At 70.8% G+C, this 15,386-nt stretch carries 13 protein-coding genes and 1 pseudogene; 10 read left to right on the forward strand and 4 right to left on the reverse strand.

Going from position 1 to position 15,386, the window contains the following annotated elements; translation table 11 throughout:
• The first annotated feature begins 48 nt into the window (after positions 1–48).
• The 3 genes from VD659_RS06640 to VD659_RS06650 are packed head-to-tail and all read left to right on the forward strand — an operon-like array spanning position 49 to position 2,726.
• Complete coding sequence (locus tag VD659_RS06640) at positions 49–966, forward strand: hypothetical protein (protein WP_423260340.1); 918 nt, start codon at positions 49–51, stop codon at positions 964–966.
• An 18-nt stretch (positions 967–984) separates the two neighbouring features.
• Positions 985–1,923 carry an EamA family transporter gene (locus VD659_RS06645; protein WP_423260341.1) on the forward strand — a complete coding sequence of 313 codons (939 nt, stop codon included), beginning with the start codon at positions 985–987 and terminating at the stop codon, positions 1,921–1,923.
• Positions 1,924–1,967: 44 nt separating this feature from the next.
• A complete protein-coding gene (locus VD659_RS06650) occupies positions 1,968–2,726 on the forward strand; it encodes a DeoR/GlpR family DNA-binding transcription regulator (protein ID WP_423260342.1) in 759 nt (252 codons plus the stop codon).
• A gap of 36 nt (positions 2,727–2,762) precedes the next feature.
• On the opposite strand, the gene VD659_RS06655 is transcribed toward VD659_RS06650, so the two are convergent.
• Positions 2,763–4,154, reverse strand: coding sequence for a cell wall-binding repeat-containing protein (locus tag VD659_RS06655; RefSeq protein WP_423260343.1), 1,392 nt, complete (start codon positions 4,152–4,154; stop codon positions 2,763–2,765).
• Between the two features lie 94 nt (positions 4,155–4,248).
• On the opposite strand from VD659_RS06655, the gene VD659_RS06660 reads away from it, so the two are divergent.
• From VD659_RS06660 to VD659_RS06670, 3 genes are all read left to right on the forward strand, one after another.
• On the forward strand, positions 4,249–6,285 hold the full coding sequence (locus VD659_RS06660) for a bifunctional aldolase/short-chain dehydrogenase (RefSeq protein ID WP_423260344.1): 2,037 nt from the start codon (positions 4,249–4,251) through the stop codon (positions 6,283–6,285).
• Positions 6,286–6,294: 9 nt separating this feature from the next.
• A complete protein-coding gene (locus VD659_RS06665) occupies positions 6,295–7,734 on the forward strand; it encodes a rhamnulokinase (RefSeq protein ID WP_423260345.1) in 1,440 nt (479 codons plus the stop codon).
• Positions 7,735–7,877: 143 nt separating this feature from the next.
• Positions 7,878–8,561, forward strand: coding sequence for an endonuclease/exonuclease/phosphatase family protein (locus VD659_RS06670; RefSeq protein ID WP_423260346.1), 684 nt, complete (start codon positions 7,878–7,880; stop codon positions 8,559–8,561).
• 49 nt (positions 8,562–8,610) lie between these two features.
• Here VD659_RS06670 and VD659_RS06675 read toward each other — a convergent pair whose 3' ends face one another.
• On the reverse strand, positions 8,611–9,165 hold the full coding sequence (locus VD659_RS06675; protein WP_423260347.1) for a DUF1707 SHOCT-like domain-containing protein: 555 nt from the start codon (positions 9,163–9,165) through the stop codon (positions 8,611–8,613).
• 198 nt (positions 9,166–9,363) lie between these two features.
• Here VD659_RS06675 and VD659_RS06680 point away from each other — a divergent pair, with 198 nt between their 5' ends.
• From VD659_RS06680 to VD659_RS06695, 4 genes and pseudogenes are all read left to right on the forward strand, one after another.
• Positions 9,364–9,570: a hypothetical protein gene (locus VD659_RS06680; RefSeq protein ID WP_423260348.1), complete on the forward strand. Its 207-nt coding sequence runs from the start codon at positions 9,364–9,366 to the stop codon at positions 9,568–9,570.
• A gap of 86 nt (positions 9,571–9,656) precedes the next feature.
• Positions 9,657–11,039 (forward strand): NAD-dependent succinate-semialdehyde dehydrogenase, encoded by a 1,383-nt coding sequence (locus tag VD659_RS06685; RefSeq protein ID WP_423260349.1) that lies wholly within the window; start codon positions 9,657–9,659, stop codon positions 11,037–11,039.
• A gap of 137 nt (positions 11,040–11,176) precedes the next feature.
• On the forward strand, positions 11,177–12,025 hold the full coding sequence (locus tag VD659_RS06690; RefSeq protein WP_423260350.1) for an MBL fold metallo-hydrolase: 849 nt from the start codon (positions 11,177–11,179) through the stop codon (positions 12,023–12,025).
• Positions 12,022–13,506 (forward strand): annotated as a pseudogene (locus tag VD659_RS06695) (shikimate dehydrogenase family protein). The gene VD659_RS06690 and the pseudogene VD659_RS06695 overlap by 4 nt, the downstream one beginning before the upstream one ends.
• On the opposite strand, the gene VD659_RS06700 reads toward VD659_RS06695, so the two are convergent.
• Positions 13,452–14,456, reverse strand: coding sequence for a transketolase family protein (locus VD659_RS06700; protein WP_423260351.1), 1,005 nt, complete (start codon positions 14,454–14,456; stop codon positions 13,452–13,454). The pseudogene VD659_RS06695 and the gene VD659_RS06700 sit on opposite strands and share 55 nt — an antisense overlap.
• Entirely contained in the window at positions 14,453–15,322 is an 870-nt protein-coding gene (locus VD659_RS06705; RefSeq protein WP_423260352.1) for a transketolase, read from the reverse strand. Before VD659_RS06705 ends, VD659_RS06700 begins: the two co-directional genes overlap by 4 nt.
• Between the last annotated feature and the right edge of the window lie 64 nt (positions 15,323–15,386).

Here is a 15,386-nt window from a genome sequence, read left to right on the forward strand (position 1 = left end):
GAACACGGGTAAGCTGACAAATCGTCGGGTTCGGACTAGGGTCGGGCCATGAGGTCCCGCCGCTCACTTCCGACCGCGTTCGCGCTGGTGGCGCTGCTCGCCGCGAGCGCCGCCGGGCTGAGCGGATGCGCGGAGCCGGGAGCGGGCGACGCGCGGCAGGTCGCCGACTGGATCGGCGCGCAGCCGCACGTCGAGAGCGCCGAGTCGTCGGTGTCCACCGATCCCTGGAACCATGGCGTCTCCTTCCTGGTGCGGGTCGATCCGGCGATCTCCGACGAGGAGCTCACGGCCCTCACCGGCGCGGCCGAGCGGCGGGCCCGGGATGCCGGCTGGGAGCATCCGTCGCTCAACTGGCATCTGGGAGAGAACCAGGCGTTCTCCGAGCTCGGCGGCGCAGCGACGCTCGCGGTGTTCCTGGGCCTGCGGCACGATCCGCGCTACCTCGCCGTGGGCGCGCGCGGCAACGCGCCCTGCGGCACCTTCTACTGCGTGACGCTCGCGAGCTCGGAACCCGCCGTGCTGCTGGGCGCCGTCGAGCACCTGCTCGCACTGGCCGCCGACGCGGGCGGGGTGCAGTCGAACCTCGAGTTCCGGGCCGTCAGCGACGACGGGCTGTTCGCCGTGACGGCCGAGCCCGACGCGCCGGCCGATGCGGCGGTTGCGCTCTGGCGGACGATCGCCGCCGAGGTGCCCCTCGCCGCCGCCGACGTCTGGGTGGTGGAGCCCGTCGGGGACATCGCGCCCGCGCAGACGCTCCAGATCACGGTGGCCGACGCGGCGGCGGCGAGCGCAGCCCAGGCGATCGCGGCGGAGGTGGCCGCGGGGGTCGCCTCGGGGGCGACGGATGCCGGCACGGCGGCTTCGGTCACGCTCCGCGTCACGACCCTCGACGGTTCGACCGCGGCACCGGCGCCACCGGCACCGCCCGTGCCGCCTGCGCCGCGGGATTCTTCCGCCGCACGCTGAGACGCATAGGGTCGAGGGGTGACCGAGACCAGCGCAACCGCGGGCGACGCGCAGGCAGCGCAGGCAGCGCACGCCGAGGCCCGGCGGCGCAGCGCCGTGGGAGCGGCGACCCAGCTCGGCACCGAGGTGAGCATCAACCTGGGCTCGGCACTCGCCGGGCTGGTCATCCCGGTGGTGGGCGCGTTCGTGGTGGTGGCCGTGCGGCAGCTCGTCATGGCCGTCGCGGTGCTGCCCTTCTACCGGCCGAAGCGCGCCGAGTTCACCTGGCGGCGGCTCTGGCCGGCGGTGGCGCTCGGGGTCGTCCTCGCCGTGATGAACCTCTCGTTCTACGAGGCCGTTCACCTGCTGGGGCTCGGCGTCGCCGCCACCATCGAGTTCCTCGGACCGCTCACACTCGCGCTCGTGAGCTCGCGCCGGCTCCTGGATGCGCTCTGCGCGGTGGCCGCCGGTGCCGGCGTCTTTCTGCTCACCGGTTTCGACGGCACCATCGAAGCCTGGGGCATCGCGCTCGCCCTCACGGCGGCGGCCGCCTGGGCCTTCTACATCGTGCTCACGCGCCGGGTGGCGACGCGGCTGCCCGGGCTCGAGGGACTCACGGTCGCGAGCGTGGTGAGTCTGGTCATCCTGCTGCCGCTCGCCGTCGTCACGCTCGACGTGGCGGCCATCGACGGGCGGGTGCTCGCACTGCTCGTGGGCGTGGGGGTGCTCTCGTCGGCGTTGCCCTACAGTCTCGACACCGTCATCCTGCGCCGCATCACGCCGCGGCTGTACGCCATCATCACCGCCTTCGGCCCGGTGGTGGCCGCGGTCTTCGGCTGGCTCATCCTGAGCGAGCAGTTCACGACCCTCGAGGTCGTGGCCATCGCGATCGTCTGCCTCGCCGCCGGCACCGCCATCGCCACCCAGCGCCCGGCCGCACCGCCGACTGCTCCGCCGGCTCCCTTTCCGAGGGAATGAGATTCGTTGGCTGGCGCCTTCGCGCAGCGCTGTAGGGTTTCGCCATGCCCTCCGTGATCGGCGCCGAACGGCGCGAGCGCCTGCTCGCGCGGCTCGACGCGCACGGCGTGATCCGGCTCGACGACGCCGCGGCCGAACTCGGCGTCTCCACGATGACCGTTCGGCGGGACCTCGAGTCGCTCGAGCTCGAGGGCGTCGTGGTGCGGGTGCGCGGCGGCGCCGTCGCCACGGTGAAGGCGCGGTCGTTCACCGAGCGCCAGGGCGTCGACGACGCCGCGAAGACCGAGATCGCCCGCAAGGCGCTCGATCTGGTGCCCTCGAGCGGCTCGATCGCGGTCGACGCCTCGTCGACCTCGGGCCACCTGATCGCCCAGCTGCGCGCCGCCACGACCACCGATCTCGTGATCGCCACGAACTCGGCCCACAACCACGCCCGCGCCCGCGCCCTGCGCAACACGCGGGCGATCCTGCTCGGCGGCGAGCTCGAGCCGCGCACCGAGAGCTTCGTGGGGCCGATCGCCTGCGCCGCCGCGGCGATGCTCAACTACGACCGCTTCTTCACCTCGGCCTCCGCGGCCGACGGCGAGCGCGGCACGAGCGAGGCGATCATCGAGGAGGCCCAGGTGAAGCGCGAGCTCGTACGGGCCGCCCGCGAGACCGTGCTGCTCATCAACTCCTCGAAGCTCGATCGCCGCGCGATGTCGGCGGGCATCCCCTGGAGCGACATCTCCATCGTCATCACCGAGCTCGACCCCCGCGACCCGCGCCTCGACGCCCTGCGCCCCCTCGTCGAGCTCCGCTGACCCCCCCTCCTCCGCAGATGTCCGAGGGGCGGGAGACTACTGGGCCAAGTGGGAGCGCAATGCGGCGATGGTGGCGTCGGAGACTGTCAGAGGCCCGCCGAGCACGACGATGCGACTGGGCTTCACACGGTCGAGCTCCGCGGCGACGAGCGCCGGAACGTCGTCTCTGGTCACGAGCAGCACCGGTGCGCCCACCCTGATGGCTGCCGCTGACCCGGAGAGGGCATCGGGGAACACCGCACCGGATGCGACGAACACGACGTGCGCCTTCGACGGGTCGAAGGCTCCCGCCGAAACGGCAGCGGACACGGCGAAGCGATCGGCCCCGGAGAAGCGGGTGGTGATCGCCCTGGCCTGCAGCTCGGCCTCGACCGCCGGCGAGATCGAGTCCGTGCCACCGAGGATCACGATCTTCGTCGGCGCGAGACGAGCGAGTTCAGCGGAGACGACCGGCGGGAGGACACCTTTGGCGGTCAACAGCACCGGTGCACCCAGCAGCCCGGCCGCCGCCGAACCGGAAAGGGCGTCGGCGAACACCTCGCCCGACGCAACATAGGCGACCGAGGGGCCCGGAGGAGCCGCAGGGAAAGCCTGCTCCGAGATGCCCGCGGACACGGCATAGCGGTCTGCTCCGGATATGCGTTTCACCATTCCCGGGTCGACATGATTCTGCAGAGCCCTCTCGACGGTAACGGCGATCGTGTCGGTCCCGCCGAGCAACACGATGTTCCGGGGATGCAAGCGGGAGAGCTCGGCCTCGACCACATCCGGAATCGCGTTCTTCGACACGAGCAGCACCGGCGCGCCGATCGCACCGGCGGCCCCCGACGCGGACAGGGCGTCGGGGAACACCTCGCCCGACGCCACGAACACCGTGGCGACGCCGGAGGGGAACTTCGCCGCAGAGACCGCGGCCGAGACCGCGTAGCGATCGGCACCTCCGATGCGCTCCACTGTTGCGGTCACATGGAGAGTGACCGTGGCAGACGCGCTTGCACAGCTCGTGCTCGACGTCGACGTCACGCAGTAAGTGAAGGTGTCGATTCCCACGAAGCCGGGGTCGGGCGCGTAGGTGATTCCCCCATCCGACAAGCTCCGGATGACCAACTCGCCATGCGCCGGCCGACTCGCCGACACACCGAACCGCCCACCCGGATCGAAGCCGGTGTCGTTGGCGAAGATCCCCCCGCCGGGCGGAGACGTGAACGTCTCATCGGCAAATAACGAATAGTCATCGTTGGCGACGAGCACGGACGCGTGCGCTGCAGTGGGCGCGAGCAGCACCCCGAATGAGACAGCCGCCACGACCATGGCCAGCCGGGCCCCCAACGACGTACCTCGTGGCCGCTTGTCGGACATCATGACCTCACTTCGAATATGACGATTGCTCATCAGTGTTCCATACTCTCGAAGTGGGCGCTCGGGCATTGACGCTCGCAGATCCCGCTGTTATATTTTGTGAAGTTCACACGCGTTCACACCCGGGCGCGACCGCGTCCTCATGACTTCCGATGGAGCATCCATGACCTCCCCCGCCGCTGCAGAGCTCATCGCCCGGTCGAACCGCCTCGGCGCCGACCCCAAGAACACCAACTACGCCGGCGGCAACACCTCCGCCAAGGGCTTCGAGACCGACCCCGTCACCGGTGAGGACGTCGAACTGATGTGGGTGAAGGGCTCCGGCGGAGACCTCGGCACCCTGAAGGAGTCCGGCCTCGCCGTGCTGCGGGTCGACCGCCTGCGCTCGCTGGTGAACGTCTACCCGGGCGTCGACCGCGAAGACGAGATGGTCGCCGCCTTCGACTACACACTCTTCGGCAAGGGCGGAGCGGCCCCCAGCATCGACACCGCCATGCACGGCCTCGTCGACGCGAACCACGTCGACCACCTGCACCCCGACTCGGGCATCGCCATCGCCACCGCGGCCGACGGCGAAGAGCTCACGAAGAAGGTCTTCGGCGACAAGGTCGTCTGGGTGCCGTGGCGCCGCCCCGGCTTCCAGCTCGGACTCGACATCGCCGAGATCAAGCGCCAGAACCCGGATGCGATCGGCACCATCCTGGGCGGCCACGGCATCACCGCGTGGGGCGACACCAGCGAGGAGGCCGAGGCCAACTCGCTCTGGATCATCGACACCGCCGCCGCCTACATCGCCGCCAACGGCAAGGCCGAGCCCTTCGGCCCCGCGCTCGACGGCTTCGGCCCCCTCGACGCCGCGGAGCGCCGCGCCAAGGCCGCCGCCCTCGCCCCCACCATCCGCGGGCTCGCCTCCACCGACAAGGCCCAGGTCGGCTCCTTCACCGACGCCGAGGTCGTGCTCGACTTCCTCGCGAGCTCCGAGCATCCCCGCCTCGCCGCCCTCGGCACCAGCTGCCCCGACCACTTCCTGCGCACCAAGGTGAAGCCGCTCGTGCTCGACCTGCCGGCCGACGCCTCCGTCGAGGACTCCATCGCCCGCCTCAAGGAGCTGCACGAGGAGTACCGCGCCGACTACCAGGCCTACTACGACCGCAACGCCGTCGCCGACTCCCCCGCGATCCGCGGAGCAGACCCGGCGATCGTACTCATCCCGGGCGTCGGCATGTTCAGCTACGGCGCCAACAAGCAGACCGCCCGCGTGGCCGGCGAGTTCTACATCAACGCCATCAACGTGATGCGCGGCGCCGAGGCCCTGAGCAGCTACGCCCCGATCGACGAGTCGGAGAAGTTCCGCATCGAGTACTGGGCCCTCGAGGAGGCGAAGCTCCAGCGCCTGCCGAAGCCCAAGTCGCACGCGACGCGCGTCGCACTGGTGACGGGCGCCGCATCCGGAATCGGCAAGGCCATCGCCACCCGCCTCGCCGCGGAGGGCGCCTGCGTCGTGATCGCCGACCTCGACCTCGAGAAGGCACAGGCCGCCGCGGCCGAGCTCGGCGGCACGGATGTCGCCATCGGCGTGCAGGCGAACGTCACGAGCGAGGCCGACATCCGTGCCGGCATCGAGGCGGCGCTGCTGCAGTTCGGCGGGCTCGACCTCGTGGTGAACAACGCGGGCCTGTCGATCTCGAAGCCGCTGCTCGAGACCACCGAAGCCGACTGGGACCTGCAGCACGACGTGATGGCCAAGGGCTCGTTCCTCGTGTCGAAGGCCGCGGCGAAGGTCCTCATCGAGCAGGAGATGGGCGGCGACATCATCTACATCTCGTCGAAGAACTCGGTGTTCGCCGGCCCCAACAACATCGCCTACTCCGCCACGAAGGCCGACCAGGCGCACCAGGTGCGGCTGCTCGCCGCCGAGCTCGGCGAGTACGGCGTGAAGGTCAACGGCATCAACCCCGACGGCGTCGTGCGCGGATCGGGCATCTTCTCCAGCGGCTGGGGAGCGAAGCGCGCCGCGGTCTACGGCGTGCCCGAGGAGGAGCTGGGCGCCTACTACGCCCAGCGCACCCTGCTGAAGCGCGAGGTGCTCCCCGACCACGTCGCCAACGCGGTCGCTGTGCTCACGGGCAGCGACCTCACCCATACGACGGGGCTGCACATCCCGGTCGACGCCGGCGTCGCCGCCGCGTTCCTCCGTTAGGCTGCCCGCATGACTGCAGCGGTCGCCGCCGTCGACCTCGGCGCCACCAGCGGGCGCGTGATGCTCGGCTACGTGGGGCACGACGAGCTCCGGCTCGTGCCGGTGGCGCGTTTTCCGAACAACCCCGTGCGCATCCTCGACGGCCTGCACTGGAACATCCTCGAGCTCTACCGCAACGTGGTCGTGGGGCTGGCCTCGGCGGTGCGCGAGGAGCCCGACATCCGCAGCATCGCGGTGGACTCCTGGGCGGTCGACTACGCCCTGATGCGCGACGGCCGGATGCTCGGAAACCCCTACCACTACCGCGATGAGCGCACCGCGGCGGGCGCCGACGCCACCCACACCCTCGTGGGTCCGGCCGAGCTCTACGCGGCGAACGGGCTGCAGTTCCTGCCGTTCAACACGCTCTACCAGTTCGCCGCCGACCAGCTCGCCGGTTCGCTGCAGCAGGCGCAGACCGCGCTGCTCGTTCCCGACCTGATCGACTACTGGCTGACCGGTGCGGCGCGCGCCGAGAAGACGAACGCCTCCACCACGGGGCTCCTCAACGTGAGCACCGGGCAGTGGGACTCGGCGCTGATCGAGCGGCTGGGGCTGCCCCGCGGCATCCTGCCCAAGCTCGTCGAGCCGGGGTCGACGGTGGGCACGCTGTTGCCGTCGGTCGCCGCCGAGATCGGCGCGAGCTCGGCGCTGCCGGTGAGCGCGGTGGGCTCGCACGACACGGCCTCCGCTGTGGTGGCCGTGCCGGCCGCGGGCGAGGACTTCGCCTACATCTCGAGCGGAACCTGGTCGCTCGTGGGCGTCGAGCTCGAGCATCCGGTGGTCTCCGAGGCCGGCCGCGCCGCCAACTTCACGAATGAAGGCGGAGTCGACGGGCGCATCCGGTATCTGAAGAACGTGTCGGGGCTGTGGCTCCTGAGCGAGTCGGTGCGCACCTGGGAGCGCACGGGCGAGCAGATCGACCTGCCCACGCTCATCTCGGCCGCCGCCGCGGTCACGACGCCGGTGCCCGTGTTCGATGCGGGCGACCCCGTTTTCACGGCGCCCGGCGACATGCCGGCGCGCATCGCCGAGTGGTGCACCGCCCACGGCCAGGCGGCGCCGCAGAGCCGGGCCGAGTTCGTGCGCTCGATTCTCGAGAGCCTCGCGGATGCCTATGCGCTCGCTCTCGAGCAGGCCTCCGAGCTCTCGGGCAAGCAGATCGGCGTGGTGCACGTGGTGGGCGGCGGTTCGCAGAACGCGCTGCTCTGCCAGCTCACCGCCGACCGCACCGGGCGCCCCGTGCTCGCCGGGCCCGTGGAGGCCACCGCGGTGGGCAACGTGCTCGTGCAGGCGCGGGCGCAGGGACTCGTGGGCGTGGGCGGCTCGGCGTCGCTCGAGGCGCTGCGGGCGATCGTGGCGAAGACCTTCGCGCCCGTGCGCTACGAGCCGGCGACGCGGGGGCGCTGAGCCGCCGAGGCGCTGAGGCCGCGCTCCGGCCGGCCCTCCTGCGCTCCGGGCGGGCATCCAGCTTCAATTCGGGCGCATCGTGTCAGAATGGCGAGGCGAGGCGCGTTTGACGGATGCGGCAGAAGGTGCGAGCCAGGAGAACAATGGGACGCGAACTGAACATCATCAGTTACAACCTCCGCAAGCACCACGCCAGCGGGGAGCTGCGCGACCTCGCGCGGCTCTACGACGTGGACGTGTTCTGCCTGCAGGAGTGCGACACCGAGGACATGCCCGAGCGCATCGACCACCTCGTGCTCGCCGACTCGACCAAGACGAACCGGCTGGGGCTCGCGCTCTACTACCGCGACGACCGTTTCGACCTCGTCAACACCCGCGTGTTCGCTCTGCGCAAGTCGATGCACGACCGCGTGATGGCGCCGGCGCACGAGCGCCTGCTGGCGGCGAAGCTCCTCGACAAGGAGCTCGACAAGGAGATCCTGGTGGGCTCGTTCCACGCGGCGCCGCTCACCGCCACGAACTCCCTGCGGCGCAAGCAGATCGCGGCGGCCCACAGCGCCCTGCGCATCATGGGCCCCGGACTGCCCACCGTGATGGTCGGCGACTACAACTACCCCTGGTTCCGGGCGAACCTCTCGGAGCGCATGGAGGAGTCCGGCTACCTGCTCTCGTTCAGCGACAAGCCCACCTACGCCCGCTACAAGTACTTCAAGGGGCACTTCGACTTCGTGACCTCGGCGCACACGCGCATCGCCTCGATCGACACGCTCCCCCAGGGTGAGAGCGACCACCTGCCGATCCTCGTGCGGGCGGGCGTGGAGGACTAGCCGTACCTCTCAGGGGCCTAGCGGAGCCGTCGCGCGGAGCGGGCGCGGGTCAGCGCCGGTCGTAGTCGTGGCGGCCGCCGGGGCCGTAGATGATGATGCCGACGATCGGCACGGCGAGCCAGAAGATCCACGACCAGGCGAAACCGCCCGGGAACACGAAGCCGAAGAACAGGAACAACAGCAGCGCGATGATGGGCGTGACGCTCACGATGACGACGCCGGTCGCTCCGCCGAGGGGACGCGGACGCGAATAGCTGTCACGACCGGGCGCTCCGACCCCAGGGCCGTAGGCGGAGGACGCCGACGGGGGCACGGCGAACGCGGCCGGGGGTGCGGCATCCGGAATCGGCGCCCCCGCGGCACCGGGTGGCGTCGCGCCTCCGGCGGTCGCCCCGCTCGAGTGCACGGTGTCGGGCAGATCGGTGAACAGGGGCGCGAGGTCGCCGCGATGCACGGCCGCCTTGGCCGCGGCGGAGCGCTCGGTGAACTCGTCGGCCGTGATGCGCCCCTCGGCGAGCGCGCGAGCGAGGGAGGAGACGGCGGTGGCCCGCTCGGTGTCGCTGAGGCGCAGGCTCGCCGTGGCGGGATCGCTGTAGTCGGTCATGCCTCCACTGTGCCGTAAACGGCACCGGCGGGGAAGAAGGGGATGCTCTGAATCCGGCGCGGTCGGCCGCGTTCCCGACCGGCGGCAGCCTGGGGATGCCGTGTGTGTTCCGCACGCCTGATCGACACCGGTCGATGATGGAGGGACCGAAGATCGAGCCGGAGCGCCTTCAGCGGCGCTCCTCGGAAGGAACACCTCATGGATGCGATCGTGATCAGCCTGCTCGTCGTCGCCGCGATCGTCGTGGCACTCGGCATCGCCATCGGCGTGCGCCGCCACCGCAGCAACGACTACGCCTCCCAGCTGAGCACGCGCGATCAACCGCACCACTCCGAGGAGGTGCGGCTGGCCGAGGCCGCGCGCCACGTCGACCGCTCGGGTTCGGGGGCCGGCGGCGGGTTCTGAGGCCGGTCGCGTCCGGAGAGACGCGGCGGCGATCGGGGAATAGGCTTCCATCACGCATCGGCCGACCCCGACCAAGGAGACCTCGCATGACCAGCCACTACGCCGTCGTCAACCCCGCCACGGGCGAGACCCTGGCCGAGTACCCCACCATCACCGACGAGGCGCTGCAGGGCGCCATCACCGCCGCCTCGGAGGCGTTCGAGTCGTGGTCGCGTCGCGTGGGGGTCGCCGAGCGCGGCGCCCTCATCGCCCGGGTGGCGGCCCTGCACACCGAACGCCGCGAGCAGCTCGCCGAGATCGTGGTGCGCGAGATGGGCAAGCCGCTCGAGCAGGCGCTCGGCGAGGTCGACTTCGCCGCCGCGATCTACCAGTACTACGCCGACAACGGCGCCGCCTTCCTCGCCGACGAGCCGATCACGCTCGAGGAGGGCACGGGTTCGGCGTTCATCCGCCGCGCCGGTCTCGGCGTGCTGCTGGGCATCATGCCCTGGAACTTCCCGTACTACCAGGTGGCCCGCTTCGCCGGCCCGAACATCGTGGCCGGCAACAGCATCCTGCTCAAGCACGCCCCGCAGTGCCCCGAGTCGGCGGCCGCCGTCGCGCAGATCTTCGACGACGCCGAAGCCGAGCTCGGGGCCCACGACCACGCCTACGTGAACATCTACGCCTCGAACGAGCAGATCGCCACCGTCATCGCCGACCCCCGGGTGCAGGGCGTGTCGGTGACCGGCTCCGAGCGCGCCGGCGCCGCCGTGGCCGAGCTCGCCGGAAAGCACCTCAAGAAGGTCGTGCTCGAGCTCGGCGGCTCCGACCCGTTCATCCTGCTCTCCACCGACGACCTGGATGCGGCGGTGCAGGATGCGGTCAACGCCCGCCTCGACAACAACGGCCAGTCCTGCAACGCCGCCAAGCGCTTCATCGTGATCGACGGTCTCTACGACGAGTTCGCCGCGAAGTTCACCGAGGTCTTCACCGAGGCCCAGCCGGCAGACCCGATGGCCGAGGGCACCCTGCTCGGACCGCTGTCGTCGGAGGCGGCGACCGCGCGTCTCGAGGAGCAGCTGGGACGCGCCGTCAGCCAGGGTGCCACCGTGCTGGCATCCGGAACCCCGTCGGGCAACTTCTTCCCGCCCGCCGTGCTCGCCGACGTGACGCCCGCGATGGACGCCTACCGCGAGGAGTTCTTCGGGCCCGTGGCCGCCCTCTACCGGGTGTCGTCGGAAGACGAGGCCGTGCGGCTCGCGAACGACACCCCGTTCGGGCTCGGCTCCTACGTCTACACCACCGACCAGGAGCAGGCCCTGCGGGTGGCCGACGCGATCGACGCCGGGATGGTGTGGGTGAACCTGGTGCTCGGGGATGCCGCGGAGCTGCCGTTCGGCGGCGTCAAGCGCTCGGGCTCGGGCCGCGAGATGGGCCGCTTCGCCGTGGAGGAGTTTGTGAACAAGAAGCTCATCCGCATCGCCTGAGTCGGCCGCGGACACGGACACGGACACGGGGTCCTGGCGGGTTCGGAGTCCGGGTCGCGGTCGCGCTCGCTCGTGGAATCTTGCAAGAAATTTCTGTCATGGGTAGCATGAAAGAAATTCTTGCGAAGGAGCCTGTGATGACGCACGCCGACCTGCCCCTCGATCCCGCCTTCCCGGCCCCGCCGGGATGGGAGGACGACGTCGTGGCCTGGTGGCTGGGGCAGGCCGGCTTCGCCATCCGCTACCGTGACGAGCTGCTCTTCGTCGACCCCTACCTGAGCGACGTGCTCGCCGACAAGTACCGCGGAAAGATCTTCCCGCACACCCGGCTGCACCCCTCGCCCGTGCACCCCTCCGATGTCGTGGGGCTCGACCTCGTGCTCTGCACCCACGGCCACACCGACCACATGGACCTCGGGGCCATCCCCTACCTGCAGAGCTCGAGCGACCCGCTGTTCGTCGTGCCGCGCTCCGAGGCCGTGAAGGGCGTCGCGCGCGGCATCCCGGCGTCGCGGCTGCTCGGCCTGGATGCGGGCGAGCTCTTCGGCGCCGGCGGGATCACCGTGAGCGCCGTGCCGGCGGCCCACGAGCAGATCAGCCTCGACGGCCACGGCCAGAACCTCTTCCTGGGCTACGTCATCGACATCGGCGGGGTGCGGATCTACCACTCGGGCGACTGCGCACCCTACGAGGGGCAGGAGGAGATCATCCGCTCGCTCGACGTCGACGTGGCGCTGCTCCCGGTGAACGGGCGCGACGAACACCGGGTCGGGCACGGCGTGCCCGGCAACTTCGAGCTCGAGGAGGCCGTCGCGCTCTGCCGCGCCGCCGGCATCCCCTCCCTGGTGTGCCATCACTGGGGTTTGTTCGAGTTCAACAGCGCCGACCCCGACGAGCTGCGGAGCCGGCTCGGCGCCGTCGACGACCTCGCCTGGCTCGTGCCCGCCCTCGGCGTGCCGTTCCGCCTGAAGGAGGTGGCCGCGTGACCTCGACCTTCTGGTTCTTCGGCGTCACCACCGGGCAGTCGGCGATGCAGCAGATCTACCCCTTGTGGATGGAGGAGCTCGGCATCGACTCCGCCTTGCAGGGCATCGACTTCCCGCTCGGGGCACCCCCCGCCGACTATCGCGCCGCGGTCGCGCGCATCAAGCACGACCCCCACTCGGTCGGCGCCCTCATCACGACCCACAAGCTCAACGTGCTCGCCGCCGCCTCGGAGCTCTTCGACGGGCTCGACGAGTCGGCAACCCTGCTGCGCGAGGTCAGCTGCATCCACAAGAGCGACGGCCGCCTGCTCGGCGCCGCCCTCGACGACCGCACGAGCCGACTCGCCCTCGAGGCGCTGACCCCGGCGGGGTTCTGGCAGCAGGGTGGCGAACTGCTGCTGCTGGGCGCCGGTGGAGCCTCGATCGCCACCACCCTCGGCCTCCATCGCGCCGCGGCGGCCGGGCTCGACGTGCCCGGCCGCATCCGGGTGACCGCCCGTTCGCCCCACCGCCTCGAGGAGCTCGCCGAGGTGCACCGCCGTCTCGGCTTCGACATCCCCGTCGTCCCCGTCGTCACGGGGAGCGCCGGCGAAGCGGATGCCGTGGTCGCCGATCTCCCGCCGCACTCGATGGTGGTCAACGCCACCGGCATGGGCAAGGACCGGCCCGGGTCGCCGCTCACCGACGCCGTCGTCTACCCCCGGGACTCGATCGCGTGGGACATGAACTACCGCGGCGAGCGCCCCTTTCTCGAGCAGGCCGCGCAGCAGGCATCCGCTCGGGGGCTCACGGTCGTCGACGGCTGGGACTACTTCGTGTACTCCTGGACGCACGTCGTCAGCGTCGTGCACGGGGTCGAGATCGACGCCCCGGCGTTCGAGCGGCYCTCCGYRWTCSYCYSMRMCGYSSYSGTCKKAGCSSGRYGAGCTGTCGTAATACCCGCTCGGGAAGTACACGCTCGGGATGTCAAACTCGGCGTACATCTCGACGATCTTGCGGTTGTCGTCGATGGCGAGCACCGGGTCGATCCCCCACTCTCGCAGGCGCGCGACCTCTTCGCGCTTGTAGTCGATCGCGTGCCGCGACGAGTCGTCCTCGTGCGGCGGGCGGCAGACCAGCAGATCCCAGCGCATGCCGTTCTCGACGAGCCACTCGCGCGTGGCCGCGGCCACCTCGTCGATACGGCCGGTGAGGATGACGATGCGCACGTCGTCGCGCATGGCCGCCGCCAGCGCGCGGCCGGCCTCGATCACGCCGTCGGCGTCGACGTCGCGGTAGAAGCCCGGCCAGTCGGGCTCCTCCTGGTGCAGGAAGTGCTGGCGGTGCAGAGCGTCGGCCAGCACGCCGTCGAGATCGAAGATCACCGCCTCGCCGGGTTCGACGGGCCCGGCGGCCGCGTGCCAGTGACCCGGCAGAGCCGGGGCGCTCACGCGAAGGTCTCCCGTACGACGGCCGCGATGCCCGGGGCGTCGAGGCGGTAGTGCGCGTAGAGGTGCGTGGGCGGGGCGATGAGGCTGTATTCGTCGTGGATGCCGTGGCGCACCAGCCGGGCGCGTGACGGTGACTCCGCCATCACCTCGGCGACGGCGGCGCCGAGCCCGCCGAGCACGTTGTGCTCCTCGACGGTGAGCACGACCGAGCTGCGATCGGCCGCCGCCCGCACGAGCTCGACGTCGAGCGGCTTGATGGTCGCCATGTCGATGACGCCCACCGAGTACCCCTCCCTGCGCAGCACCTCGGCCGCGCGGAGGGCCGGGTGCACCTGAGTGCCGCACGCGATGATCGTCAGATCGGTTCCGGTCGAGTGCTCGATGCCCTTGCCGAACTCGAACACCACGTCGTCGGCGTAGACCTGCGGGTCCCGTCCGCGGCTGGTTCGGAAGTAGATCGGCTCGGGCCACGCCGCCGACGCGCGGATGGCGGCGCGCAGCTGGGGACCGTCGGCGGGCGACACCACGGTCAGTCCCGCGATCGCCCGCATCACCGAGATGTCCTCGGTGGCGTGGTGGCTGGTGCCGTAGAAGCCGAGCGCGATGCCGGTGTGGTGGCCGATGAGCCGCACGGGCAGTTTGGTGTAGGCGACATCCATGCGGATCTGCTCGCAGCACAGCAGCGCCAGGAACGAGGCGAAGGTCGCCACGAACGGCGAGGCCCCGGTGGTGGCGAGTCCGGCCGCCGCCGACACCATGTTCTGCTCCGAGATGCCGAACTGCACGAAGCGGTCCGGATGCCGCTGGGCGAACTTCACCAGCCCGTTCGAGTACTGCAGATCGGCGGTTCCGGCCACCACCGGCACCCCGGCTTCGACGAGGTCGAGGAGTCCGTCGGAGAGGTGGTCGAGTCCCGGGTTCTGGGCGTTCAGCCCGCGGTACTGCCAGGAGCCCTCGGCCAGCGTGACGGTCGCAGCGCTTGCGGCGGTCGCGGCGCTCATGCGCGGGACCCCGCGCGGATCTCGGCGATCGCGGCCTCGGCATCGGCCGGCACCAGGTAGCCGAGATGCCACCCCGGCTCCTCCTCCATGTAGGCGACGCCCTTGCCCTTGAGGGTGTGGGCGATCACGCAGCTCGGCGCGGCGTCGACCGGCCGCTCGGCGAGCTGCCGGAGCAGGTCGCGCACGGCGCCGGCGTCGTGGCCGTCGACCTCGTGCACGTCCCAGCCGAAGGCCCGCCACTTGTCGGCGAGCGGTTCGATGCCGATGACGTCGTCGACACTGCCGTCGAGCTGGAAGCCGTTGCGGTCGACGATCGCCACGAGCTTGCCGAGCCGGTGGTGGGCTCCGGCCAGAGCCGCCTCCCACACCTGGCCCTCCTGCATCTCGCCGTCGCCGAGCATCACGAACACGCTGAACTCGCGCGCCGACATCCGGCCACCGAGGGCCATGCCGAGTCCGTTCGAGAGAGCGTGCCCGATCGAGCCGGAGCTGAAGTCGATGCCGGGCACCTTCGTCATGTCGGGGTGGTCGCCGAGCGGGCTGCCGAGCCGGGTGTAGCCGTTCAGCACCTCGGCCGGGAAGTAGCCGAGGTCGGAGAGCACCGGGAACAGACCGACCGCGGCGTGGCCCTTGCCCATCAGGAAGCGGTCGCGCTCGGGCCAGTCGGGGCGGCTCGCATCCGTGCGCATCACGCCGTAGTAGAGCGCGGAGAAGATCTCGGCGGCCGAGAAGACCGAGCTGTAGTGGCCCACCTTGGCCAGCTCGATGAGGCGGATCGCCTCGGTGCGCACGAATTCGGCGCGGTCGGCCAGGAAGGCCTCGTCGGCGAGGGGCCGATCGGGCAGGAGCGTCGTTGCAGAAGGCATTTCTCCATCGTTATTGAAATTTCGCCCGTCGTCAAGCTACCGTCGGAAGATATTTCGATCCCAA

The organism is Herbiconiux sp. 11R-BC (assembly GCF_049472555.1).
Lineage (GTDB): Bacteria > Actinomycetota > Actinomycetes > Actinomycetales > Microbacteriaceae > Herbiconiux.